Consider the following 21,150-nt stretch of genomic DNA (forward strand, 5'->3'; position numbering starts at 1 on the left):
AGCCCGCTTTTTTGCTAGTTTGGGGTGATGGCCACTCTTTCGTTCGCTGAACAAACGGCATGGTTGCATTCGATGCGACCCAAAACCGCGTGCATCGAGTTCGTCTTCAATGATGGAGACAAGGAGCACCCGTTACTTGAACTACTGCCGCACCTCGATTCGGTTAGAACGATCGGTGTGGGGCCTGGAAACGGCTACTATGGGAGGGCTCGTCCGACCGTGGTCAAACGCAGCTACGACTACAATCGTGACATAATTCTCGCGATCGAAAGGCTTGGTTGTTTCTTCCCAGAAACTGCGAGCAAAAAGCAGTGGACGGAGCTGGGAGATGTCGATGTTATTTTCCTCGATAGGCGCGGCAAGATGCTCGGGGCGACTGTGACCCACGAGCGCATGATCATCACGCCAGAGCACGAAGAACGTTCGATTCGTTAGCGATGCGGTTGGTATCTGCGGCGACGTGGTGGACTTCAAGTTCAACGTCTAGGTCCGTGGCAAGTCGGTAGCACGTTTTTCGATTCGACGCTTTGGGGCACTACTGGGGTTCCCGGTAGTCTTCTTAGGTTGAGCGGTTCAGTTTTCCTAACCTAAAACTCGTTTGAGCGTGCTATCCGCTGGTGTGCCTCCGATGCTGCTGCTCATAAGGGGCGGGCGCTTCATGAATACAAGGCGTAGGTCGCGCCTGAGGTCAGGTCGAGGAGGATGCCGTGGCTGACTGAGGCGTAGTCCGAGTTTCCGCACCCCTGGCCTCTGGTGTACGCGCTAGCCCCGCTCGGGGTAGCTCACGAGGAGATCGTTGCCGATGACTGCGCCGTCGTTGAGCGTTGCCTCGCTCACCTTCGCCCCGGCTGCCCCCAAGCCCATGATGTGGCCAACCTCGTCACCGTGGGCGATGAGATGGTCGGCGATGATACGCCGGTGGCAACGCCACCACACCGCCTCGGAGCACATGATCGCGGTGGGGGTTTCGGCGGCGTTCACCCGTAGCTGCGAGAGCGCGTCCGAGAACTCCTCGCCCAGCGCATGGTCGGCGTAATTGTGGAAACTGCGGTTACGCCAGTTGCCGTTAACTTCAAACGGCACCGAGTGGGACACGTTGCGCCGCCCGGTGAGGCCCTCGCTTCTGCTGTAAGTGATGCCACATGTAGGAAGGTGTTCGGCAAGGTGGTCGCTGTTGAACCACGGGTACTTCCTGGACCCGGGCAGCTTGCGCACATCCACGATGGATGCCACACCGGCAGCCTTCATCATTTCAGCGAAGTCCTCGAACTCGAGGTTGGAGTGGCCCACGGTGAAAATGCGCATGTCGCCAATGCTACGCGCCAAGCGGGTACACCCGCATCGGCGTCCGGGTATCGTGCATCGGCAGGTGGTCGGACCGGTAGAACGGGGGGTGCCGAGTCCCTAATAAGCGATCACATGCTGCCAACCGACCCTGGTGGCAACACCCCCCGGATCATTAAATAGACAGGGGCAAGACACCATGCCAGGGCGGCTGACCGACAGTCCCAATCAACACCCGCCAATCAGAACCTGTCAACAAGGTAACGGGGGAAGGCGCCGAGCTACGCCGAACTAGACGAGAGCACGAAACAGAGGATTAGGACCCCGGGTACATCAGGTGAGGCTGTTGACCCGGTCCACGGCAAGTACAGCTGGTATTCCATTGAGGTAGCCCACCCCGATGAAACCGGTGCCATTGCACTTGTCTACTTCCACCGGGATGCTGAAGATCGGCTCAACACAGAGCTACTTGTCCTGCTCGCCATCGCGGTAGCGGTACTCATCGCCGTTGGTGTTGTCGCCTACTGGGCATCCGGCCGCATCCTTGGGCACACGACCCGGTTCGCCGAAGAAGCAAACAAAGCCCTGCATTCACCGAACCTACGGCTACCTGAAGAAGGAACGGAAGAGTACGAGGCGCTCGCGAAGAGCGCCAACAAGCTCCTCGACAAAGCCGATGAGAAACTCGACGACGAGAAACGCTTCAACGAAGACATCACGTTCGCTCTCCGCACACCCCTTGCCATGATCCAAGGTGGGCTCGAGGGACCAGGACAGACCGGTGAGTGGTCCAAGGGCGATAGTGGGAAGCTCCTTGGCGAAATCCAGCATCTGCGCGACATGGTCGACAACCTTGCGGTGATTGCCCGGGTGAGCCGGGGTGACTACATCGGGCAGGGTGTGGCAATGGACTCCACCATGATCGCCCACGATGCTGTCATCGACTGGCGCGAACGCATGGAAGAACGCGAGCTTCCCGTCGTCATCGAACTTGACGCTTCACCCAAAGACGCCCATGTCGTGGTTGACCAGGCACGCCTGCGACAAGCCGTTGATGAAATCATTGAAAATGCTGTTGATGCTGTGCTGCATGCCCCGGACGAGCCGGCGGAAAACAACGTCATCACAGTACGGACCGCCTTCCACAGCGATGGTCATGAACGACGGGTGGCACTCGAGGTCATCGACCGCGGCCGGGGAATCCCCGAAGAAGACTTCTCTGTCGTACAAAAAAGATTTGGGAGGACTTCCAACGACCCCCACCCCTCAGGAGGACTGGGACTGGCAGTCGCAAAGAACATCGTTGCTGCCATGCGAGGCCAGATCGAAATCCGTAACAATCAGCCAGGGCCGGGCGTAACAGTCGCCATCAGCCTTCCCTACGTAGAAGACCCGAACGAAGAAGTGGGAAGCGAGTAGATGCCGTGCATACCTGATCTATATGGTTCATGACAATGACATACCAGTATGACGTTCTGAAGCCGTTGCCATGCCGAGTTCTTATGTTGGGTGGAGCCCAGTGCGATATGTAGTCGTCAGATGACGCACGAGTAGAGAAGACTCTTGTGAGCAACTAGTACAAGTTGTGCAATGGTGGCATGACTTCCGTGACCCTCTCCCAGTTTCGTAACCGCCAAAGCGACTATATTGCAGCGGCCCAGCGTGAACCCATTGAGATTACTTCTCGTGGTGCGGGTCGTCGCGCCGTGGTGGTCTCTCCCGACTTTTATGATCGTGCTGTGCGGGCACTTGAGGACCAGGCAGATATAGAGGCTGCTGCGCAAGCGCGGCGCGAAGAGGGTCGGATCTCGCACGAAGAACTTCTTCGGAGCCTTGACGACTGACATTTAACAATGCCGTACGAGATTATCTACGCTCCGTCGGCCGCTAAGACGATTCGTAAACTGGACCGGAATGTTGCCAGGCGGTTGCTGGTGGCCATCGGAAAGCTCGCTGAGGAACCGCGGCCTCCTGGATGTATTCAACTCAAGGGTGGCAACGGTGAACTGTGAATGCGCGTGGGGGACTACCGAGTGATCTACGTGCTGAACGATGGAGAGTTGGTGGTGCTAGTTCTTCGAGTTGGACACCGTCGCGAAGTCTACCGCTAGAGGAGATGCGCGAGGTTGTGTTGCTAGGCGGCACGGCCATAACAATGCGCTCTGTCGAGCATTGCGTTCGGGGTTTTATTGCGCCCAGTTGATCGAGGTGGATTATTCAGGTGAGCCTTGTTTGGAAACGTTGCACAATTTTGTCTGGTCCCTGAGGTCTCGTGACCGGCTGGAACTATTGAACTGCTTCACTGCGGATCCTAGGGGCTCGCTGGAGACTGCGAGCCCCGTGCTGGGAAACGTGTCGAGTGCCGATACTTCTCATGTGTGGCGATTGAGGGCTCGTCGTCACAATGGCGGTATACGACTTGGCATGCTCGAGTGCATGAGTATGACAACCATCAAAGTCTCAACGGAGCTGAGGGATCGCATCAATCGTGATGCTAAAGAGCGGGGTCTGACTGCCGCAAGCCTTATTGAGAAGCTGCTTGATGCATATGAACGGAATTGCCGCATGGAAGCATTTGGGCAAGCGTTTAAAGGTGCCGACGCTGAGTACTGGGATGAGTTTTCGGCATGGGACATTGCCTTAGAGCTTGCGGCAGATGAAAACTGAACTTCGCCAAGGCACGGTTGCCTGGGTGGATCTCGATCCGGGTCGGGGAGAGAGCAACCTGGTCGCCGGCCCGTCCTCGTGGTTGCGAGCGAGCTCTATGTGAAGCAGACAGACACCCTTGCCGTCACTCTTCCGTGCACGACGCGTGACCGAGGGTGGCCGAACCACGTGAAGCTCGCTGGGAAGGATCTGAAACTGCCCAGCGATATGTATGCCATGACGGAGCAGCCGCGGACCATTGCTCGGGAACGACTGACAGGTGTTGCCGTGATGATCGATGTCGCGGTGATGCGAGAGGTTGACATGTGGCTACGTGACTTCACTGCGTTGCCACAGTTCTCACGGTAAGAAATGTGGAGGCGGTTCGATAAAGCCTGAACTGCTTGCTGATTGTGCTGGATTGCCAGTTAAGAAGATGGCGCCTACCTGGTGTTTGACCGCCAGGTAGGCGCCAGTATTGCTAGCGGCCGAAACTAGAGAGCTCTCGTGTTTTCTTGGTCGGCTGCCTTGAGTGAGGCGTACGTGCCCTGGTATGCCTCGCAACCATCGGCGGGAACCGTGTAATTGTTGGTGACCGTGCGAAGCTCCGCAAAGAAGGCGTCTTTGTCGGAGGGGCTCTCGGCGCCTGCAATGGCTTCGGTTAGTTCACGGACCCGTGTGAGCTCGGGGTGGTTCGCGCCGTGAACGCGCTCAATAAGTGGTGCAAGCTTGGTTGCTTCGTCAAGGGCAGGCATTTCTATCTCCATTATCGTTGGGGCTGTTAAACACTCTGAGAATATGAGCTCCTCCCATAGGAGTCATTGACCTGCATCAAGTCCGTAAGCGCGGAGACAGCTCGATCTGCGTGAGGCGCTATAGAGCTCTTTGGCTGGGAGGTTGTGACCTGGGTGTGCATGGCCTGGGGTGGTTGTGGAGCGGTTCCCAGCATCTCGATCTTTTGTTGATATTCCATGGATCTTGAGGGGGTGTCAAATAGATTGTGTACGGGTCACCGATGAAAGGACATGATGGTGACTGTGACTGATACGCAACCAAACCCGAGACGGGCTGAAGAGATCGTTGATCGGCTCAAGGTATCTGGAGCTCTGGACGAGCTGTTCGCGAAGATTGATTCTGGTGAGGTTGAGCTGACCGGTGATGGTGGACTCGTGCCTGCCCTGATCAAGGAAACTCTCGAGCGTGGCCTGCAGGCTGAGATGACTTCGCATCTGGGTTATGCCGCGGGCGATCGTGAAGCGAAGACCACGACAAACGTACGCAATGGTTCGTACCCGAAGACGGTAGCCTCAGATGTCGGCGACCTTGAGATCATGGTGCCCCGCGACCGGGATGGGTTGTTCACACCGCGGCTGGTGCCCAAAGGCAACCGGCGGCTGGGCGGGCTTGATGACATGATCATCAGTTTGTATGCGGGCGGGATGACGGGTCGATGCCCTTTCCCTGCATGAGGCGCGCCCCGTCGACGATCTCTGCCCCGCGGCGGAGGATCTTCTTCGGGTCACAGCCTCGAAGCACGCACGTCCCGCCATAGGACAGGCTGTCGACGATGGCGACTCGCCATCCCTCCTTCGCGCATGCAGTTGCTGCAGTGGATCCGGCAGTGCCGGTGCCGATGACGATGAGGTGGGAGTCCGTCACTGTGCACTCCTCTCGGATGTGCTAGTCGTCGGGTTAAGGCGGAGCCGGGTCGGAGGTGCCGTTGACGACGTGTGCTGCGGGTTCGGCTCGGCCGATGCACCTCGCATGATGGTGTGATCCAGACTATATACGGTGCTATTCTTCAGGTTCACCGGAGGATCGGAAGCTTTCAGCTTCGCTGTCCGTGACGAGCCTGGCCGCGCAGGCAGGAAGGTCATCAAATGAACGAACATCACAGAATCTCCTACATCGAGCTCGGCGTCACCGATCTAGCAAAAACCCGCAACTTCTACGAAACGGCGTTCGGATGGGAGTTCAACGAGTACGGCCCCTCGTACTGCGGGATCAGGTCGTCCGATGGGGACGGGGAGATCGGTGGACTGGACGCTGGTTCGGCTCCGAGAGACGGAGGGCCGCTCATCCTCATTTTCTCCAACGATCTGGAGGCGTCTGTTGAGGCAGTGGAAAACGTCGGCGGAACCCTCGCAGTGCCGCCCTACGCCTACCCGGGCGGGCGCAGGTTCGAGTTCCTCGATCCCAGCGGCAACCGGCTAGGGGTCTTCTCAAACGAATGAGCCGGCGGCCAGTCCGCTCAGCTGCGGCCGGTGAAGGCCGGAGCGGTCGTGCTGGCGGTCAAGGTCTTCATGAGCGTAGCGCACTGTGTCGATGGTCGGCAGCGTATGAAAGGATCTCCCTATGTTTTTCGACTCCTGGTCAGATCTCAGCCGCATCCTCATCATCGGCGTCCTCACCTACGGCGCCGTCGTCGTCGCACTCCGGCTGACAGGCAAGAGGACGCTGTCGCAGCTCAACGCCTTCGACTTCATCGTCACCGTTGCGCTCGGCTCCGTCATGGCGACGATCATGCTGTCATCCGACGTCTCGCTCAGCGAGGGCGTCCTCGCCTTCGGGCTCTTGGCCGGGCTGCAGTTCGTCGTCGCTTTCGTCAGCTCCCGAGTGCCCTGGGCTCGCAAGCTCCTCACGTCCCGCTCGGCGCTCCTGGTGCACCAAGGGAACGTCCTTAGCGAGGCGCTCGTCGAGCATCGGCTGAGCGAATCGGCGCTCCGACAGGCGGTCCGCATGAAGGGATTCGGCGGACTCGACCAGGTCGGGGCTGTCATCCTCGAGACGAACGGAACGCTGAGCGTCATCTCCGTTGACAACATGGGGGACCGGTGGGCGCTCGCGGATGTCGAGGGCGCCACGGACCTGACCGAGCGAGACTGACAGGCCCGCTCCGTCGAGTGAAGCGAGGAGCGTGCGACCGTTGCGATGACCGGGAGCGAGGCGGACCTGTATCTTGACAGCATTAGACATCCACTGATCGGAGAACCGTGAGCACAGAAATTGATGCAGGCCGGTATGCCGGCCTGCGCAGGTACAACATCATTGCCGCGGTCATGCATGCGGCCCAAGCAGTTGCCGTGGTGTTACTCGCAACTGACTTCACGCTGCCGGTCACGGCCAGCTACCTCGCAGGCCCTCCGGGAAGCCCTCCCGGTGAGGCGGTCACGTTGTGGGACGTGCCAATTCCGATGGCGATCGCTGCGTTCCTTGCGCTGTCCTCGCTATTTCACATCATCGTGTCGATTCCGCCGTTCTTCCAGCGCTACCGAGATGGTCTGGCGCAGGGCCACAACTACTTCCGCTGGGTCGAGTACGCACTGTCAGCCTCGCTCATGATCGTCATCATCGCCCAGCTCGTCGGTATCTCCGACGTCGTTGCCCTCGTTGCAATCTTCGGTGTCAATGCCTCAATGATCCTCTTCGGCTGGCTGCAGGAGCGCTATCATCGGCCGGGCGATGGCGGGTGGCTGCCCTTCATCTTCGGATGTTTTGCAGGCGTCGTCCCCTGGATCGGCATCGTCATCTACACGATCGCCCCGGGCTCGACCACGGGAGCAGAGCCTCCCGGCTTCGTCTACGGAATCATCGTCTCCCTCTTTCTCTTCTTCAATGTCTTCGCGATTGTCCAGTGGCTTCAATACCGCCCCGTCGGAAAGTTCCGCGACTACCTCCTGGGAGAGCGCCTCTACATCACCCTCAGCCTCACGGCGAAGTCCGCTCTGGCATGGCAGATCTTCGCAGGAACCCTCGCCGCCTGACAGTTGAGCCACACCGGCCCGAGTTCGCTGCCCCTGAAGAAGGGATGCCCATGCGGACCAGCCGCGTAGGCTAATCCCCCATGAAGCGAACGGGGCTGGAGATGACGGAGGACGGTCGGTACATCGTCGTCAAAGGGCGGCGGTGGCGAGCATCTGATCCGAGCATTCCGGAAGAGTTGAAGGATGAGCTGGTGCGGGAGCTCATGCGGGCTCGTCGAGCCATCAAAGGCGGAGATATGTCAGCCCGCGCGCGGGTTCACGCTGCCAAGACGGCCCTTGGGGAGCGCGGAGAGCCGTGGTGGGAGCAGACTGCCGACGGGAGGCGCTCGCGAGCAGTGGCAACTGTGTCAGCTTTGCTGAGCGGCCGCGATGGGGAGCCTGTCCACTCGCGTGAGGTCGCGCAGGTCGTCGGCGGCGAGCAGTGGCAGAATATCGTCGAGATCGCCATGCGGGAGGCCGTCGGAAAACAGTGGGCCCTGCGAGAGCACGATGGTGGGCTTGCGGTCTCTCAAAAGCCAGTGGCCAGAGGCGGCGCAACGACGCCAGAGCCCAAGGAGAGCTGAACGGATCACCGCCTGAGCCAGACGAGATGCTCCTCGTCTCCCTGGAGCTCCAGCCGGCGCCAGAGGACACTGCCGGGAACGGCTTGCGAGGCGTGGTGAGCGATGGCGCGGCGCTGTGCAGAGCGGTCGACCGTGAGGACGAGGTCTCCGACCGTCTCGCATCCAGCGAAGGGTGCTCCCGTCTCTTCCATCAGAGCCTGGGCGACGTTGTTCGACAGCGTCCACGCCAGTACAGGAAGATCAAGCTCGTCTGCTGCAGCCACGGCCGCCTCGGAGGCTGCGATGTGGTCGGGGTGAGCGGTAATGCCGGTGAGATCGAAGACGAGCATGCCATCCGCATCAGTGCCTCGTGCGGCGTCTTCGACCCTTGTTCTCAGATCTTCGAAGTCCCAGGCGCCCAGTCCGCCGTCGGGCAGGTCGAGCAGCCTCGTTGACGCGGCGCCGATCTCTTGCGCCGCAGCATGGAGCTCGTCGGCCCGAATCTCAGCGAGGTTCGGCGCTGCGCCCAGCGTTGAGGCTTCTCCCTGGGTGAAGCACAGCACGTCGACCTCCGCGCCATTCTGCGCGAAAGCATCGATGATCGCTCCAAGTCCGAACGACTCATCGTCAGGGTGTGCAACAACAACGAGGACGCTCTTCCAATCGGGCAGACGTGGTGAAGTGGCCATGCACCCAATATACCCCCAGGGGTACCGTGAATGCGCGGAGAATTCTGAATTCGCCGTGTCGGCCGATCTGGTGGGCATGATCGCCGAGGCTGCAGAGCAGATGATGCGTCTCAGCGGCGGCTCAGCGGTCTGTGCGATGACGAAGGCGGGGACGTCTGTTCCCGGGATCAAGTATGCGGAACGCTGATGGGCAGGGCTGCGAGAAGTCGAACGTGCGATAGCGGGCGATTCGAACGCCGATGTTGCTGTGCACGCTGTGGCCGCACGGTGGCGTAAAGGGCTCGACACGGCGATTGAAAGGGATGCGGGACGCGATTGGGCGGCGTATTAGCACGGCGGAGTCGATGCGGTGGCCGACTTCGCTGATCGCCTGCGGTGAATGGCCGAGAAGGGAAATGTCCCGAGCAGCGGCGAAGCGTCGCAGATGCTGTCGTTCAGCGCTTGCTGCGGAGCATCCTCCGGTAATGTGTGGGCATGGCAAGCCACCTCAATCGATACCGTGAGATCGCAAACGTTCTGACCCGCAATGGACTTCGTGCCCTGGCGCTCCAAGCGGGGCTGGGGAGGTGGCTTCCCGCCGAAAGCGAGACGGTCGAGGCGGGAGATGACGACGCTCTGCCCGAGCTTCTCGTCTCCGCCTTCGAAGAGCTGGGGACAGCTTTCGTCAAGCTCGGCCAGCTCATCTCCATGCGACCCGACATCTTCCCTGAAGCGTATTGCACAGCGTTCGGCCGGCTCACCGATGACACGAATCCGATCCCCTTCGACGAGCTCGCTGAGGTCGTTCACGAAGACCTCGGTGCGACGGTGGATGAACTGTTCGAGTCGTTCGACCGCACCCCGCTCGCCTCGGCATCGATCGGCCAGGTCTACGCGGCGCGCCTGCACGACGGTCGTGAGGCCGTCGTCAAGATCCGCAAACCCGGAGTGGTGGAAGAGGTCAACATCGACCTTGAGATCCTCCACAATCTTGCTCGTCGCATGACCCGCAGCTCGGACATGCTCGTCGACATGGACTTCCCAAGCGTCGTCGAAGAATTCTCAGACGCTCTGCGAGCAGAGCTCGACTATCTCGTCGAAGCTCGCGCGTGCGAAGAGATCGGTGAGAATTTCAAAGATGTCGATGGTGTCCACGTCCCGTGGATTGACTGGGAGACGACGACCTCGAGAGTGATGACGATGGAAGGGCTGTCTGGCATCCGCATCGACGATGTCGACGCCCTCGATGAGGCAGGGATTGACCGCTCCGATCTCGCCTACCGGGCAGCCGAGATCTTCATTCGGATGATTTTCGAGGACGGAGTCTTCCATGCGGACCCGCATGCGGGGAATCTCTTCGTTGAGCGCGACGGCACCATCGGCATATTCGACTTCGGGTCCGTCGGCCGCATCAGTGAAGACCTCCGTCGCCGTTTCGCCAGCATGATGATGGCCTTTGTTGAGGGCGACACCGATGGCCTGGCCAGCTCTCTCCTCCGCATCGCCCCACCCCGGGGCCCGCTCGATCGGCGCCTCCTGCGAAGTGACGTCGCACGCATCACCGAGCGCATGGACGGCCAAACGCTTGCCGAGATCGACATCGACAGGCTCGCCAGCCAGATATTCTCGATCGTCCGCACGCACCGTCTCTCGCTCCCACCCAACGTTGTGCAGCTCTTCCGCATGCTTATGATCGCTGACGGGCTTGGTCGAACAATCCATCCCGATTTCGACATCAACGAGGCACTTACCCCTTACACGAATCGCCTAGTCGAGGAGAAGCTTGATCCTAAGTGGCTCGCAGAACGTCTACGGGCTGCGGCCATGACCGCTGCAGAGTTCAGCACCGAGCTGCCCAGCTACATCCGCACAATCATGGAGCAGATCGAGCGAGGTGGGGTCGACATCAACATCCGCGCAAGCGAGATCGAGCCGCTTGTGGAGCGCATGGAGCGGACGGGCGACAGGATGGTCGCCGCCCTCATCGTCGCCGCCATGATCACCGGCGGAACGAACCTCCTCGCGGCATACAAAGACAGCCTCGGCCGCTTCATCGGCCCCATCGCCGCGGCCGGTGGAGCGGCTCTCACCGGTGGCAGTGCCTACATCGCTTGGAGCTCGCGACCGCGTCGCCTGAGGTAGGTCGATCGAGCGGGGCAGGACAGACCTGTTATGCCCGCCAGTTGGACTGCCCGAGTATTCATGGGCAGCCCGCCTATGCTTGACGTCAACGCATTGATCGAATGGGAGACAAGAATGGCCGAGACAATCCGTACGACGCACGTCGGCTCGCTGCCGCGTCCAACCGCCCTCATCAACGAGAACGTCGCGCTCTAGAAGGGCGAACTAAGCCGCGCTGACTTTGACGAGCGCCTCCAGACGCACATCAACGACGTTGTTGCCCGCCAGCTCGACGCCGGCATCGACCTCGTCAACGACGGCGAATTCGGCAAGCCGGTCACCGAAGAGATCGAGCCGACCGCATGGGTCTACTACGCTTGGCATCGCTTCAACGGTCTCGGGTTTGCCGAGCACAATGATGGTGTCATGCCGAACGTGAACGAGGTGCCGGGCAAGTATGACGAGCCAGACGTGACGACCTACGCGAACAGGCGCGACTATTCGGCTTTTAAGGAGGCGTACCTCTCCGATCCGTACAATGCGGGAATCATGGCGGCTCTCGACAGCCCAACCGCCCCGGCGATCATTGAGGACGTCGCGTACGTCGGTCAGGATGCAGTTCGTGCCGACGCGGAAGGGCTCCGCGCAGCTCTCCGCTCTGCGGGCGCAGAGGGCCGAGGATTCATTTCCTCCATCTCGCCCGGCATGCTCTCTTCCATGGGCAACGCCCACTACGAGTCGCGCCACGATGCGGGCATGGCGCTCGCGGCCGAGCTCAACAAGGAGTACCGCGCCATCGTCGATGTTGGGCACACGCTGCAGATCGATGCGCCGGACCTCGCCGACTCGTGGGATCAGATGAATCCCGAGCCGACCGTCGAGGAGTACCTCAAGTACGTGCGCCACTCGGTGGAGGAGATCAACGAGTCGATCAGGGGAATCGACCGTGACAAGGTCCGCATCCATGTCTGCTGGGGCTCGTGGCACGGCCCGCACACCACTGACATCCCGTTCGACGACATCGTCGACACGATCTTCGAGGCGAACGCCGGCGCGTTCGCCTTCGAGGCCGCCAACCCCCGTCACGCGTGGGAGTGGAAGATCTGGAAGGATCGCACGCTCCCGGAGGGCACCAAGCTCATTCCCGGAGTCATCTCCCACAACACGAACATCGTGGAGCACCCGGAAACGGTGGCACAGTCGATCATCCGCTTCGCCGAGCTCGTCGGCCCCGAGAACGTCATCGCCTCGCCGAGAAGTACATGGGGCTGTAGGGCAGCGGGTCAGCCCGCGCGCGACGGTGCTCGGGGCAGCATAAGCAAGCTGGCCCTGTGCGAGGAAGGAATGCTCTGCTTCGCGCGCTGATACTGTCCGACCCCTTCGGAGGCGGCATCTCGTAACTCCCGGCCTCGTCGACCTGGTCCGAATGCGGCTGAGGTAGTCGGCGTTGCGCATCTCTCTCGATTCGGTGGTGGCCCCGGGCTGCGTCAGTCCGGGGCCACCACCCGCGCCTGCATGCTGCCGAGACGACGGACGAAGTCGATTTCTGCGGGCATGGGACTGGAGAGAATCTGTCAGCGGTGACGTTCATCCAGTGCTTTGGAGTTCGAGTTCTCGCACGGGCTGGCCGCAAGGGATGAATTCCGGTCGAACTCCTGAGATGAAATTGAGATCCATGTTACTCTTTGTCTACAAAAAGAGTCTTCCACAATGCCAGCGAGAGGAATCACCGTGTCCCACGCCTCGTCAGAAAAGGGTCGGCGCCAGAGACAGGCGCCGCACGACTCGACAGATTATGCGGCTGTACAAGGCGGCCTTGCCCCCGATGGGGCCGCGGTCGGCGAGATTGACCCCCACGATCACGAAGAGTTCATGCTGGAGCCCGTACCCCGGTTAGCGCGACGTTCGTGGTTTGCAATGTTCGCCATTTGGGTTGGATTCGGCTATGTCCCTACGGGATTGATCGTCGGTGGTCAGCTGGCTGGTCAGGGCGGCACGGATGGTATGCCCTTCGGTGAGGCAGTGCTCGCAATTCTCGTGGGAGAAGGCCTTCTCCTCGTTCTGACATTCCTGCTCGGCTTTGCCGCCATGAAGACGGGGCTCAACCTGTCCCTCATCTCGCGGATCTCGTATGGCAAACAGGGAATGATCGTCCCCATGCTCATCATGGCGTTGTTGACCCTGGGTTGGTTCGCCTCGATCGTCGGAATGGTGGGAGAGATTTTCGACGCTGCCGTCGGCGACATCACCGGCATCACGATCATCAACGATCTATCGCTTGAGTACGTTCTGTTCTGCCTCTTCTGGGGCGCCGTCTTCACCTATTCCGCTTGGCGCGGCATTACAGCCATCGAGAAGATCTCGGCCGCTGCCGCCCCGTTCGTGTTGATCATCGCCGTTATCGTCGCCTTTCTGATGGTCAACGAGTTCGGCGGATTTGGGAATGTCCTCGATGAAGCGGCTACACGCGATGGCATGAGCCAAGGAACGGCAGTCACCCTGCTGATCGGCGCCTGGATCGCTGGAGTTATCATGGGTGTCGATATCTTCCGATATGCCAAGAACCCCGTACATGTCTTCATCGGCGCGGCTGCCTGCTTCATTCTCACGAACCCGCTTCTCAACATCATCGGGTACACCGGATCCATTGCAACGGGTGACTCCAACTTCATCGCATGGATGGCGGAGAACGGCGTGCTCTTGACGATTCTCGGAGCCGTCCTGTGGGTCCTCGCGCTGTGGACGACCAATATGTCAGAGCTTTACTGCAACGCTCTCTACGTCGGTCCTGCTGCCGAATCGAGCGGCTTCAGGATCAAACGGGGAAAGATTGTCATCGTCGTCGGCACGATCGGAACGATCATGGGAGCAATGGGCTTCTACGCGTACTTCTTCGCGGACTTCATCACCGTGCTCGGCGCCGCATTCGTTCCGCTGGCAGGCCCGATTCTGGCTGACTTCTACATCGTCCGCCGGGCCGAATATGCCACAGCTGATCCCAACCGGATGCCCGCGGTGCGATGGCCCGCCATCGTCTCCTTCGTGGTCGGCGCCATCGCCGGCATCACGTTCCAGTATTGGCTGCCGCTGCCTTTCGATTTCCCAGCCGGGATCGCAGCACTGGCTATAACGTTTGTCCTCCATCTGCTCCTGTCGAAGGCGCTCGCATCGCGTCCTGAACAGCAGCAGGTGGTGACCGAAGGGTTCGTCAGCCCCAGCGCAGGCGCAGCGCGCGTCATCTAGAACTCGAGTCGCGCAGCGACCGGGCTGTTCCACCATTCTCTCGTGTCCCGGTGATCGGCGGCTGTCCTCAGGTGCCGACGGGCGGGAGCTGAGGCGGACATCGGGACGGGAACCAAGAATGCAGAAGGGGACGGATGATATGACGCTTCCGCGGATCAGCATTGGAGCTCTGGGCGGCACCATCGGGATGACGGCAGGACCAGACGGCACGGTCACTCCGCAGCTCGACGGCGACGACCTGGTCGCGGGGGTGCCGGAACTCGCGGCGCTCGCACAGCTCCGCACCCACACCGTCACCACGAAGCCGTCACCGTCCATCACCTTGGCCGACCTCGGATCCGCGCTGGAATGGGCTCACGCAGAAGTCGAAGGAGGAGCTCAGGGCATTGTCCTCACCCACGGCACTGACACCCTGGAGGAGACGGCATTCATCCTGGATCTCGTGTGGGGCCGACCTCAGCCGATCGTGCTGACGGGCGCCATGCGATCTGGGAGCCGATTCAGCTCTGACGGCCCCGCAAACCTCGCCTCCGCAGTCGTGGCAGCGGCGAGCCCAGACGCTCGCGACGCCGGTGTTCTCGTCTGCATGAACGAAGAGGTCCATCTCGCGAGACTCGTCACGAAGGCAGATTCCCAGGCGCTTGAATCGTTTCAATCTCCCGGTGCGGGGCCTCTCGGATATGTGAGGGAAGGCGTCTTCCGACGTCAATGGCACGCACAGCGCACTGCCATCGACGCGGTGGAAGGTTCTGGGTCTGCGCCGGAAGACACGTGGAGGGACCGCCCCATGGTCAATATTCCGATCATCGAGGCAGGACTGGCGGACGACGGAGCGCTTTTCCGAGCCCTGATAGATCACGGCGTCGGCGCGGTGGTAATCAATGGATCCGGCGTCGGGCATACATCGGCGTCGGCGGCTGAGCAGGTCCGGAACGCAGTCGATCACGGCGCGGCCATAGTCGTCGCCTCCAGGACTCATCAATCCGGCACAGCCCGAAAAATATACGGCTACGCCGGATCCGAGTCAGATCTGATGAGCGCCGGTGCGATTCTCGCTGGCCGGCTCAGTGCCCGGAAGGCTCGGTTGGCGCTTCGCGTCCTGCAGGATGTCGGGCTGAGCATTGAGGAGATGAGGGACGTTTTCGAACGTCATTGGGGTGGGCAGGCCTGAATCGGAAGAGCCCTTAGAGCAATGAACAAATTTTGCCGATAAACTGAAAGGTAGCAAAGGAAATGACGGAGAAGAACATCAAAGTATGCATCGGCGTTCACGTCGACGCGGTCGGCGGCTGGCTCGGCTCCTATGAGGGAGAAGATTCGCCGAATGACATCCAGCGCGGAATGTTTGCCGGCGAGGTCGGTATGCCGAGGCTGAACCAGCTGCTGTCCCGGCGAGGACTCCCCGCCACATGGTTCATCCCGGGACACTCCATGGAAACCTTCCCGAAGGAGACAGAAGCCGTCGTCGAGGCCGGCTTCGAAATCGGACTCCACGGCTATTCGCATGAGAACCCAGTCTTCATGACGAAACAGCAGGAAGCGGATGTCCTGGGGAAGTGCATCGAACTATCTGAGAACCTGACGGGCAAGAAGCCTGTCGGCTACGTGGCGCCCTGGTGGGAGATGAGCGAGAGCACCGCTCAGCTGCTCGCGGATAACGGCTTCAGCTACGACAACTCGCAGAGCTATCACGACTTCCTGCCGTTCTATGCGCGGGTAGGCGATTCCTGGACCAAGATCGACTACTCGAAGCCGGCGAAAGAGTGGATGAAGCCGCTGCAGCGCGGCAAGGAGGTTGACCTCGTTGAGATTGCGGCAAACTGGTACGTCGACGACCTCCCGCCCATGATGTACATCAAGGGGTATCCGAATTCGCACGGCTACGTGGCCCCACAGGTCATTGAAAAGCTGTGGACCGACCAGTTCGATTGGATCTACCGGGAGATGGATTATGCTGTCTTCCCGTTCACCATTCATCCAGATGTCTCAGGCCGTCCGCAGGTGCTCCTCATGCTTGAGCGCGTCTTCGACCATATCTCCCGCTATCCGGGGGTCGAGTGGTGCACGTTCGAAGACGTCGCAGCAGATTTCCGTGAGCGTTTCCCGTTTCAGGGCTGAGGAGTAACCTCGACGACTCCAGCCAGCGCAGCGGATGCCGTAAGGCTCCTCCTGCCGCCGGAGATATCCGGGGCTCACAGGTGCCGCAATTCGGGCGGCCGCGCCACGCCGCCCGAATTTCGGCAAACGGGAAATGCGGCGTGGCAGGCACCTTCGAATCCGGAGGATCAGCTGAGGGCTCGAAAATTGGCGGTCGGCAGGGCCCGCGTCTCATCTGAGAGTGTAGCCCCGCGGTTCTTCCTCACCCCGACACGAGACCTCGGACGGATCAAGGAGAGTTACCTGCTCTCCGACATCATGCCCGACTGGCAGAGGTGGGGCGGCTCGTCACGCGGACTCTGAGTCTGCTTCCGACTGCCGATCGCTCGAAGCGATCACTCCAGGCGCTCGCGGATCTCATGTCAGCCTCAAACAGCATCTGAGCGCTGCTCAAGTCGGCTGCTCGATTCTCGTCCCAACCGAGCCTCGCTGCTCCTGACAGGGGACGGGCGTCAGTCAAGTGAGGTGGATACGGGCGGCTCAGCCGCGCTCCTGAGTCGGTGAGCGCCGAAGAATCCGCGTTCTAGAACAGCGTCGTCGACGGTTCCGCGAAACAGAGGACGGAGTCGACCGAAGTCTCGCCGATGATGGGGATGCCGTAGCTACGCGCCTTCTCGGCCTTTCCCGACTGTGAGTCGGGATCGCCGGCGATAACAACCTTCGTCGATCGTGCAATGCCCGCGACCTGCACCTCCTGGGCCGCGAAGAACTCCTCCCAATACTGCTGGGTCTTCTCGACCGGCCCGGTCACTGTCACTCGGTCGCCTGGCTGCAGCGTGATTGCCAGCGGAGAATGGCCATCCTGCGGCCGCGAATCGCACGGCGCAGAAGCCTGCGGGATGTCGGCTCTGATCCCGAGGAGCTCCGACACTGAGGAGATGGTGCTCTGCTCCTGCTCGGTGATGATGCCGTCAGCTTCGGTCGCCCGGATGAGGAGGTGAACGTAGTCGAGGTGGAGACGTCGAAGATCTGCCGGGGACAGGCCGCTCTCCTCGGCGAAGCGGAGCAACTGGATCTGTTCTGTCTGGGACAGATATGGTCAAGCAGAACAGCGTCGAGAAGGGTGAAGTATCGCGCTTGTGTGACATCGTCGGGAATGTCGCGCGAGCCGATCGCGCGGTTCATCCACGCACCGTTCGCCAGGGTCTCCGGCGCTGCGGCCGCAGCGCCGCGATTGCGCAGCCGCTCCCGGGTGCAGTGGGGGTCGTGGATCGTGTATCCGCGGAAATCCAGCGATGCGCTGACGATCTTCTGCCAGTCGGGCGAGGTGCAGGCATCCTCGCGGATGAACGCCTGAAGGATTTCAGCGGTCGCATAGGCATCGGTCAGGGCGCTGTGCGCATTGCTGTTCTGGATTCCCAGTGCTGCGCAGACCTGCCCCAGTTTGAAGTTCGGCAGGTGCAGTATCCGTCTGGCGATCGCCATGGTGTCGAGGAACGGGATCCGGCTGCCGTCGAGACGTCGAGCGGCGGTGAGCTCCCCCCTGCGCAAAATCCGCATCGAACCGCGCGTTGTGGTCGACGAAGACGCTCCCCGAGAGTTCAGCCGCGAAGAGGTCGGCAATGTCCTCGAACGTCGGGGCTCCGATGACGTCGCGTGCGGAGATTCCGTGGATACACCACCGGCATTCGTGCCCTCGTCTACGACCGGAACGCCGCCATTGTGTCGTCCGCCTACACCGATTTTCCCGTCTACCACCCCAGCCAGGACAGGGTGGAGCAGGACGCGTCAGAGATCTGGAGCGCGGGGCTCGCCATGATCCAGAAGGCGCTGGCCGGCGCGCAGCTCCAGCCCGAGGATGTGACCGCAATCGGCATCACCAACCAGCGCGCTACCACCGTCATGTGGAACCGAGACACCGGTGAGCCGATCTCCCGTGCCATCGTCTGGCAGGACACCCGCACCTCCGACCGTGCCGCCGAGCTTCTGCCCGAGTGGGGAGAGAAGGCATACTCCCGCCCCGGCTGGTCGCTGGCTCCCATCTACTCCTCGCTCAGCATCGAATGGATCCTCGACAACGTCGAGGGTGCGAGGGAGGAGGCTCAAGCGGGGAAGCTCGCCTTCGGCACCGTCGACTCGTGGCTCATCTACAAGCTCACCGGCGGAAGGGTTCATGCGATCTCCGCCTCGAACGCAACTGTTGCCGGCTGCTATGACCTCCTGGCGGATGAATGGTACGAGGAGTTCCTCACGGCCCTCGACATCCCCATGAGCCTCTTCCCGAGGTGAAGGACGACTCGGGAATCTTCGGCACGACCGACCGGGACGTCCTCGGTGCAGAGATCCCCATCGGCGCCGCCATCGCCGACCAGCACTCTGCGCTCTTCGCTCAGGGCTGCATCGAAGCGGGCACGGTCAAGTGCACGCATGGCACAGGAACGTTCCTCGACATGACAGTCGGAGACAAGCCGGTCATCGACACGACAAGTGGGCTCACATCTCAGATCGCGTGGCGGATGAACGGAAAGACCACGTATGTCATCGAGGGATACGCAGGCACGACAGGAGCGGCCGGTCAATGGCTGCGCGACGGTGCCGGAATCATCTCCACCTCGGCAGAATCTGAAGAGGTTGCGAGATCGGTTCCAGACTCGGGCGGCGTCTATGTCGTCCCCGCCCTCACGGGGCTGTCCGCCCCGTACTGGGACCCGTACGCACGAGGCGCAATTCTGGGAATCACGCCCGGAACAACGCGCGGCCACCTCGTGCGTGCGACCCTGGAGGGCATCGTCTTCTCCGTTCGTGACTTCATGGATGTCATGAGCGAGATGTCGGGGTATCCGATTACGAAGATCGCCGTCGATGGCGGTGCCTCGCAGAATGATCTGCTGGTGCAGATGCAGGCGGACCAGCTCAATGCGACGGTCACCCGCCCCGCAAACACCGAGGCAACAAGCCTCGGCGCGGCCTTCATGGCGGGTCTTGCGACCGGCGTCTGGGATTCCGTCGAGGATGTCCTCAAGCTCGTCGAGCTCGACGCGACCTTCGAGCCGCAGATCTCCGACGAGGAGCGCCAGGCCGCCTACATGGTCTGGAAGCGGGCAGTCGAGCGCAGTCAGGGCTGGGCTCGGAAGTAGGGCGGCGAGGAGAGAGGTGAGGAGATGAAACGGCTGACGATCCCCGAGGCGCAGGGGCAGGATTTCGACCTCATCGTCATAGGCGGCGGAATCACCGGCGCCTCAACCGCCCGCGAGGCCGCGCTCCGCGGACTCTCCGTCCTCCTTGTCGAGAAGAACGACCTCGCATCCGGCACATCCAGCAAATCATCGAAACTCGTCCACGGGGGCCTTCGATATCTGCAGACCTACCAGTTCCATATGGTTGCGGAGTCGCTGCGGGAGCGCGAAAAGCTGGTTAAGACGGCGCCGCACCTGGTGAAGATGAGGCCCTTCCTCTACCTCGTGTACGAGGGGGACGATTACGGGAAGGGCATGCTCAACCTCGGCCTCACCTTCTACGACGTCGCGTCGGGGGAGTGGCGCAAGCGCCGCCACTCGATGCTGTCGAAGGACGAGGTGCTCAAGCTCGAACCCCACATCAGTCAGGAGGGGCTCCTCGGTGCGGGGAAATACTATGACGCGCTCACGGATGATGCTCGGCTGACGATCGACACGGTGAAGAGCGCCTACGAGTACGGAGCGCAGCTCATCAACCACGCCGAGGTCACCGATCTCATCCTGGAATCGGGGCGGGCCCGGGGAGTGCAGGTGACAGACACGATCACCGGAGAGTCGGCGGAGATCCGCGGACGCCAGGTGATGAGCGCCGTCGGTCCGTGGACCGACCGGGTCCGGCAATTCGAGCACAGCACACAGAAAGGGCCCGGGCTCCGTCCCTCGAAGGGCATCCACATCGTCGTCAAGAAGTCGGATTTCCCCCTCAACAACGCGATCTTCCTGACCTCGCCCGACGACGGCCGAACGGTGTGGCCGATCCCCTCGCTCGAGGAGGACCTCGTCTACATCGGGACGACCGATACGGACTACACGGGCGATCTCAACCATGTCGTTCCGGAGCCCGAGGAGATCCAGTACCTCCTCAACGTAGCGAACAAGGCGATCCCCACGGCGAACCTGCTCCACAGCTCCTGCTGGAACTGCTCCATGATGTGGCGCGGGGTGACGACGAGGATGCGTTCGCCCCTGCCGCGCCTGATGAGCTCCGCCAGCGTCATCCCGATCTCGAGGGTCTTGCCCAGCCCGACCGCGTCAGCTATGAGAACACGACGCCGGGGTTGTCCGTGGAGAGCGCCTTGCGGACCGCGCTGATCTGATAGTCGAGCGGGTCCGGGAGCATCTGATGGGAGACGGACAGCTCCTCCTGGTAGAGAGGGACCGGCGTCTGGCGCAGCGTGGTCTCCAGCCACAGTCGCGTCTGGCGGTAGCCGGGGGACCGGTCAGCCACAACCTCGACCTTCGTCGGGTCGAGGACCTCGATGTGATCGAGTGCGGTATAGAAGGTCGCTTCCTCATCGCGGACGTATTCCGACAGTCCGCGGACCTTGAGCCGATAGCCGTCGACCGAGCGGGCCACGTTGGTGATCATCCACATCTCGTCCCGCACAGCGACGACCGCGCCGGGCGCATAGTTGTGCTGAGAAATCTGCGTCGTTGCAGATGTTTGTGTTTCACCCATAGAGCCATCCTATACAAACCTGAAAGCCGATCAGCCATCGAGGCCGACGATGTCCCCGCCTGTTCACATCAGTAGCGCGCTTACACTTGT

Annotated in this window: 30 protein-coding genes and 1 pseudogene; 21 read left to right on the forward strand and 10 right to left on the reverse strand. The window is 61.1% G+C overall.

What is annotated here, in order from left to right:
• Positions 1–27: 27 nt before the first annotated feature.
• Positions 28–435: a hypothetical protein gene (locus EJ997_RS12410; RefSeq protein WP_126704818.1), complete on the forward strand. Its 408-nt coding sequence runs from the start codon at positions 28–30 to the stop codon at positions 433–435.
• 327 nt (positions 436–762) lie between these two features.
• Here the strand turns inward: EJ997_RS12410 and EJ997_RS12415 are convergent, their stop codons facing one another.
• From EJ997_RS12415 to EJ997_RS13015, 3 genes are all read right to left on the reverse strand, one after another.
• Positions 763–1,305: a DUF488 domain-containing protein gene (locus EJ997_RS12415; protein WP_126704819.1), complete on the reverse strand. Its 543-nt coding sequence runs from the start codon at positions 1,303–1,305 to the stop codon at positions 763–765.
• 444 nt (positions 1,306–1,749) lie between these two features.
• Positions 1,750–1,875: a hypothetical protein gene (locus tag EJ997_RS13840; RefSeq protein ID WP_265936826.1), complete on the reverse strand. Its 126-nt coding sequence runs from the start codon at positions 1,873–1,875 to the stop codon at positions 1,750–1,752.
• A gap of 15 nt (positions 1,876–1,890) precedes the next feature.
• The gene (locus EJ997_RS13015; RefSeq protein ID WP_164720010.1) at positions 1,891–2,115 is read right to left on the reverse strand and encodes a hypothetical protein; all 225 of its coding nucleotides are present in this window, start codon (positions 2,113–2,115) and stop codon (positions 1,891–1,893) included.
• A 9-nt stretch (positions 2,116–2,124) separates the two neighbouring features.
• Between EJ997_RS13015 and EJ997_RS12420 the strand changes: the two genes are divergently transcribed.
• From EJ997_RS12420 to EJ997_RS12440, 5 genes are all read left to right on the forward strand, one after another.
• Positions 2,125–2,703 carry a sensor histidine kinase gene (locus EJ997_RS12420; RefSeq protein ID WP_164720012.1) on the forward strand — a complete coding sequence of 193 codons (579 nt, stop codon included), beginning with the start codon at positions 2,125–2,127 and terminating at the stop codon, positions 2,701–2,703.
• Between the two features lie 179 nt (positions 2,704–2,882).
• Positions 2,883–3,128, forward strand: a complete 246-nt coding sequence (locus EJ997_RS12425) for a type II toxin-antitoxin system Phd/YefM family antitoxin (RefSeq protein ID WP_126704821.1) — start codon at positions 2,883–2,885, stop codon at positions 3,126–3,128.
• 168 nt (positions 3,129–3,296) lie between these two features.
• Positions 3,297–3,395, forward strand: a complete 99-nt coding sequence (locus EJ997_RS13655) for a type II toxin-antitoxin system RelE family toxin (RefSeq protein WP_126704822.1) — start codon at positions 3,297–3,299, stop codon at positions 3,393–3,395.
• A 325-nt stretch (positions 3,396–3,720) separates the two neighbouring features.
• Positions 3,721–3,951 carry a ribbon-helix-helix protein gene (locus EJ997_RS12435; RefSeq protein WP_126704823.1) on the forward strand — a complete coding sequence of 77 codons (231 nt, stop codon included), beginning with the start codon at positions 3,721–3,723 and terminating at the stop codon, positions 3,949–3,951.
• A 99-nt stretch (positions 3,952–4,050) separates the two neighbouring features.
• Complete coding sequence (locus EJ997_RS12440) at positions 4,051–4,299, forward strand: type II toxin-antitoxin system PemK/MazF family toxin (RefSeq protein WP_265936827.1); 249 nt, start codon at positions 4,051–4,053, stop codon at positions 4,297–4,299.
• 125 nt (positions 4,300–4,424) lie between these two features.
• Here the strand turns inward: EJ997_RS12440 and EJ997_RS12445 are convergent, their stop codons facing one another.
• Complete coding sequence (locus tag EJ997_RS12445) at positions 4,425–4,685, reverse strand: hypothetical protein (RefSeq protein WP_206501687.1); 261 nt, start codon at positions 4,683–4,685, stop codon at positions 4,425–4,427.
• Between the two features lie 273 nt (positions 4,686–4,958).
• Here EJ997_RS12445 and EJ997_RS12450 point away from each other — a divergent pair.
• Positions 4,959–5,381: pseudogene (locus EJ997_RS12450) on the forward strand (transposase); the annotation flags it as partial.
• Here the strand turns inward: EJ997_RS12450 and EJ997_RS12455 are convergent.
• Positions 5,350–5,589 (reverse strand): FAD-dependent oxidoreductase, encoded by a 240-nt coding sequence (locus EJ997_RS12455; protein ID WP_206501689.1) that lies wholly within the window; start codon positions 5,587–5,589, stop codon positions 5,350–5,352. The pseudogene EJ997_RS12450 and the gene EJ997_RS12455 sit on opposite strands and share 32 nt — an antisense overlap.
• 221 nt (positions 5,590–5,810) lie before the next feature.
• Here EJ997_RS12455 and EJ997_RS12460 point away from each other — a divergent pair, with 221 nt between their 5' ends.
• The 4 genes from EJ997_RS12460 (at position 5,811) to EJ997_RS12475 (ending at position 8,257) form a co-directional block, all read left to right on the forward strand.
• Positions 5,811–6,164, forward strand: coding sequence for a VOC family protein (locus EJ997_RS12460; protein WP_126704825.1), 354 nt, complete (start codon positions 5,811–5,813; stop codon positions 6,162–6,164).
• A gap of 121 nt (positions 6,165–6,285) precedes the next feature.
• Positions 6,286–6,816 carry a DUF421 domain-containing protein gene (locus tag EJ997_RS12465; RefSeq protein WP_126704826.1) on the forward strand — a complete coding sequence of 177 codons (531 nt, stop codon included), beginning with the start codon at positions 6,286–6,288 and terminating at the stop codon, positions 6,814–6,816.
• 107 nt (positions 6,817–6,923) lie between these two features.
• Positions 6,924–7,694: a heliorhodopsin HeR gene (gene heR / locus EJ997_RS12470; protein ID WP_206501691.1), complete on the forward strand. Its 771-nt coding sequence runs from the start codon at positions 6,924–6,926 to the stop codon at positions 7,692–7,694.
• An 80-nt stretch (positions 7,695–7,774) separates the two neighbouring features.
• The gene (locus EJ997_RS12475) at positions 7,775–8,257 is read left to right on the forward strand and encodes a DUF3253 domain-containing protein (protein ID WP_126704827.1); all 483 of its coding nucleotides are present in this window, start codon (positions 7,775–7,777) and stop codon (positions 8,255–8,257) included.
• Positions 8,258–8,262: 5 nt separating this feature from the next.
• Here the strand turns inward: EJ997_RS12475 and EJ997_RS12480 are convergent, their stop codons facing one another.
• Complete coding sequence (locus tag EJ997_RS12480) at positions 8,263–8,925, reverse strand: PIG-L deacetylase family protein (RefSeq protein ID WP_126704828.1); 663 nt, start codon at positions 8,923–8,925, stop codon at positions 8,263–8,265.
• 55 nt (positions 8,926–8,980) lie between these two features.
• Between EJ997_RS12480 and EJ997_RS13845 the strand changes: the two genes are divergently transcribed.
• From EJ997_RS13845 to EJ997_RS13850, 3 genes are all read left to right on the forward strand, one after another.
• Positions 8,981–9,112: a hypothetical protein gene (locus tag EJ997_RS13845; protein ID WP_265936828.1), complete on the forward strand. Its 132-nt coding sequence runs from the start codon at positions 8,981–8,983 to the stop codon at positions 9,110–9,112.
• A gap of 287 nt (positions 9,113–9,399) precedes the next feature.
• Positions 9,400–11,046, forward strand: coding sequence for an ABC1 kinase family protein (locus EJ997_RS12485; protein WP_126704829.1), 1,647 nt, complete (start codon positions 9,400–9,402; stop codon positions 11,044–11,046).
• A gap of 60 nt (positions 11,047–11,106) precedes the next feature.
• The gene (locus EJ997_RS13850; RefSeq protein WP_265936829.1) at positions 11,107–11,241 is read left to right on the forward strand and encodes a hypothetical protein; all 135 of its coding nucleotides are present in this window, start codon (positions 11,107–11,109) and stop codon (positions 11,239–11,241) included.
• A gap of 9 nt (positions 11,242–11,250) precedes the next feature.
• Here the strand turns inward: EJ997_RS13850 and EJ997_RS13020 are convergent, their stop codons facing one another.
• Positions 11,251–11,409 carry a hypothetical protein gene (locus EJ997_RS13020; RefSeq protein WP_164720014.1) on the reverse strand — a complete coding sequence of 53 codons (159 nt, stop codon included), beginning with the start codon at positions 11,407–11,409 and terminating at the stop codon, positions 11,251–11,253.
• Between the two features lie 42 nt (positions 11,410–11,451).
• Here EJ997_RS13020 and EJ997_RS12490 point away from each other — a divergent pair, with 42 nt between their 5' ends.
• From EJ997_RS12490 to EJ997_RS12505, 4 genes are all read left to right on the forward strand, one after another.
• Positions 11,452–12,390 carry a uroporphyrinogen decarboxylase/cobalamine-independent methonine synthase family protein gene (locus EJ997_RS12490; RefSeq protein WP_126704830.1) on the forward strand — a complete coding sequence of 313 codons (939 nt, stop codon included), beginning with the start codon at positions 11,452–11,454 and terminating at the stop codon, positions 12,388–12,390.
• 345 nt (positions 12,391–12,735) lie between these two features.
• Positions 12,736–14,268, forward strand: a complete 1,533-nt coding sequence (locus EJ997_RS12495) for a purine-cytosine permease family protein (RefSeq protein WP_126704831.1) — start codon at positions 12,736–12,738, stop codon at positions 14,266–14,268.
• A gap of 139 nt (positions 14,269–14,407) precedes the next feature.
• Entirely contained in the window at positions 14,408–15,439 is a 1,032-nt protein-coding gene (locus EJ997_RS12500; RefSeq protein ID WP_164720016.1) for an asparaginase, read from the forward strand.
• Between the two features lie 62 nt (positions 15,440–15,501).
• Complete coding sequence (locus tag EJ997_RS12505; RefSeq protein WP_126704833.1) at positions 15,502–16,386, forward strand: polysaccharide deacetylase family protein; 885 nt, start codon at positions 15,502–15,504, stop codon at positions 16,384–16,386.
• A 562-nt stretch (positions 16,387–16,948) separates the two neighbouring features.
• Here the strand turns inward: EJ997_RS12505 and EJ997_RS12510 are convergent.
• Together EJ997_RS12510 and EJ997_RS12515 are read right to left on the reverse strand one after the other, a co-directional pair.
• Entirely contained in the window at positions 16,949–17,182 is a 234-nt protein-coding gene (locus EJ997_RS12510; RefSeq protein WP_126704834.1) for a hypothetical protein, read from the reverse strand.
• Positions 17,179–17,925, reverse strand: coding sequence for a PolC-type DNA polymerase III domain-containing protein (locus EJ997_RS12515; RefSeq protein WP_126704835.1), 747 nt, complete (start codon positions 17,923–17,925; stop codon positions 17,179–17,181). The genes EJ997_RS12510 and EJ997_RS12515 overlap by 4 nt, the downstream gene beginning before the upstream one ends.
• Positions 17,926–18,021: 96 nt before the next feature.
• Between EJ997_RS12515 and EJ997_RS13285 the strand changes: the two genes are divergently transcribed.
• Genes EJ997_RS13285 through EJ997_RS12525 form a run of 3 tightly spaced genes read left to right on the forward strand, consistent with a single transcriptional unit; the run spans position 18,022 to position 20,693 of the window.
• Positions 18,022–18,654 carry an FGGY family carbohydrate kinase gene (locus EJ997_RS13285; protein WP_206501694.1) on the forward strand — a complete coding sequence of 211 codons (633 nt, stop codon included), beginning with the start codon at positions 18,022–18,024 and terminating at the stop codon, positions 18,652–18,654.
• Positions 18,651–19,502, forward strand: coding sequence for an FGGY family carbohydrate kinase (locus EJ997_RS13290; RefSeq protein ID WP_206501696.1), 852 nt, complete (start codon positions 18,651–18,653; stop codon positions 19,500–19,502). The genes EJ997_RS13285 and EJ997_RS13290 overlap by 4 nt, the downstream gene beginning before the upstream one ends.
• A 24-nt stretch (positions 19,503–19,526) precedes the next feature.
• Entirely contained in the window at positions 19,527–20,693 is a 1,167-nt protein-coding gene (locus tag EJ997_RS12525) for a glycerol-3-phosphate dehydrogenase/oxidase (protein ID WP_126704836.1), read from the forward strand.
• Here EJ997_RS12525 and EJ997_RS12530 read toward each other — a convergent pair.
• A complete protein-coding gene (locus EJ997_RS12530) occupies positions 20,638–21,060 on the reverse strand; it encodes a hypothetical protein (RefSeq protein ID WP_126704837.1) in 423 nt (140 codons plus the stop codon). The genes EJ997_RS12525 and EJ997_RS12530 overlap by 56 nt on opposite strands.
• Between the last annotated feature and the right edge of the window lie 90 nt (positions 21,061–21,150).

The sequence above is a fragment of the Flaviflexus ciconiae genome (genome assembly GCF_003971195.1).
Classification (GTDB): domain Bacteria; phylum Actinomycetota; class Actinomycetes; order Actinomycetales; family Actinomycetaceae; genus Flaviflexus; species Flaviflexus ciconiae.

Excerpts from the sequence above, each read along its gene's own strand:
- EJ997_RS12410 (WP_126704818.1), top strand. The coding sequence starts at position 28 with ATGGCCACTCTTTCGTTCGCTGAACAAACGGCATGGTTGCATTCGATG.
- EJ997_RS12415 (WP_126704819.1), bottom strand. The coding sequence starts at position 1,305 with ATGCGCATTTTCACCGTGGGCCACTCCAACCTCGAGTTCGAGGACTTC.
- EJ997_RS13840 (WP_265936826.1), bottom strand. The coding sequence starts at position 1,875 with ATGCAGGGCTTTGTTTGCTTCTTCGGCGAACCGGGTCGTGTGCCCAAG.
- EJ997_RS13015 (WP_164720010.1), bottom strand. The coding sequence starts at position 2,115 with ATGCTGGATTTCGCCAAGGAGCTTCCCACTATCGCCCTTGGACCACTC.
- EJ997_RS12420 (WP_164720012.1), top strand. The coding sequence starts at position 2,125 with ATGGTCGACAACCTTGCGGTGATTGCCCGGGTGAGCCGGGGTGACTAC.
- EJ997_RS12425 (WP_126704821.1), top strand. The coding sequence starts at position 2,883 with ATGACTTCCGTGACCCTCTCCCAGTTTCGTAACCGCCAAAGCGACTAT.
- EJ997_RS13655 (WP_126704822.1), top strand. The coding sequence starts at position 3,297 with ATGCGCGTGGGGGACTACCGAGTGATCTACGTGCTGAACGATGGAGAG.
- EJ997_RS12435 (WP_126704823.1), top strand. The coding sequence starts at position 3,721 with ATGAGTATGACAACCATCAAAGTCTCAACGGAGCTGAGGGATCGCATC.
- EJ997_RS12445 (WP_206501687.1), bottom strand. The coding sequence starts at position 4,685 with ATGCCTGCCCTTGACGAAGCAACCAAGCTTGCACCACTTATTGAGCGC.
- EJ997_RS12460 (WP_126704825.1), top strand. The coding sequence starts at position 5,811 with ATGAACGAACATCACAGAATCTCCTACATCGAGCTCGGCGTCACCGAT.
- EJ997_RS12465 (WP_126704826.1), top strand. The coding sequence starts at position 6,286 with ATGTTTTTCGACTCCTGGTCAGATCTCAGCCGCATCCTCATCATCGGC.
- EJ997_RS12475 (WP_126704827.1), top strand. The coding sequence starts at position 7,775 with ATGAAGCGAACGGGGCTGGAGATGACGGAGGACGGTCGGTACATCGTC.
- EJ997_RS12480 (WP_126704828.1), bottom strand. The coding sequence starts at position 8,925 with ATGGCCACTTCACCACGTCTGCCCGATTGGAAGAGCGTCCTCGTTGTT.
- EJ997_RS12485 (WP_126704829.1), top strand. The coding sequence starts at position 9,400 with ATGGCAAGCCACCTCAATCGATACCGTGAGATCGCAAACGTTCTGACC.
- EJ997_RS13850 (WP_265936829.1), top strand. The coding sequence starts at position 11,107 with ATGGGCAGCCCGCCTATGCTTGACGTCAACGCATTGATCGAATGGGAG.
- EJ997_RS13020 (WP_164720014.1), bottom strand. The coding sequence starts at position 11,409 with ATGCCAAGCGTAGTAGACCCATGCGGTCGGCTCGATCTCTTCGGTGAC.
- EJ997_RS12490 (WP_126704830.1), top strand. The coding sequence starts at position 11,452 with ATGCCGAACGTGAACGAGGTGCCGGGCAAGTATGACGAGCCAGACGTG.
- EJ997_RS12495 (WP_126704831.1), top strand. The coding sequence starts at position 12,736 with ATGCCAGCGAGAGGAATCACCGTGTCCCACGCCTCGTCAGAAAAGGGT.
- EJ997_RS12500 (WP_164720016.1), top strand. The coding sequence starts at position 14,408 with ATGACGCTTCCGCGGATCAGCATTGGAGCTCTGGGCGGCACCATCGGG.
- EJ997_RS12505 (WP_126704833.1), top strand. The coding sequence starts at position 15,502 with ATGACGGAGAAGAACATCAAAGTATGCATCGGCGTTCACGTCGACGCG.
- EJ997_RS12515 (WP_126704835.1), bottom strand. The coding sequence starts at position 17,925 with ATGCGGATTTTGCGCAGGGGGGAGCTCACCGCCGCTCGACGTCTCGAC.
- EJ997_RS12525 (WP_126704836.1), top strand. The coding sequence starts at position 19,527 with ATGAAACGGCTGACGATCCCCGAGGCGCAGGGGCAGGATTTCGACCTC.
- EJ997_RS12530 (WP_126704837.1), bottom strand. The coding sequence starts at position 21,060 with ATGGGTGAAACACAAACATCTGCAACGACGCAGATTTCTCAGCACAAC.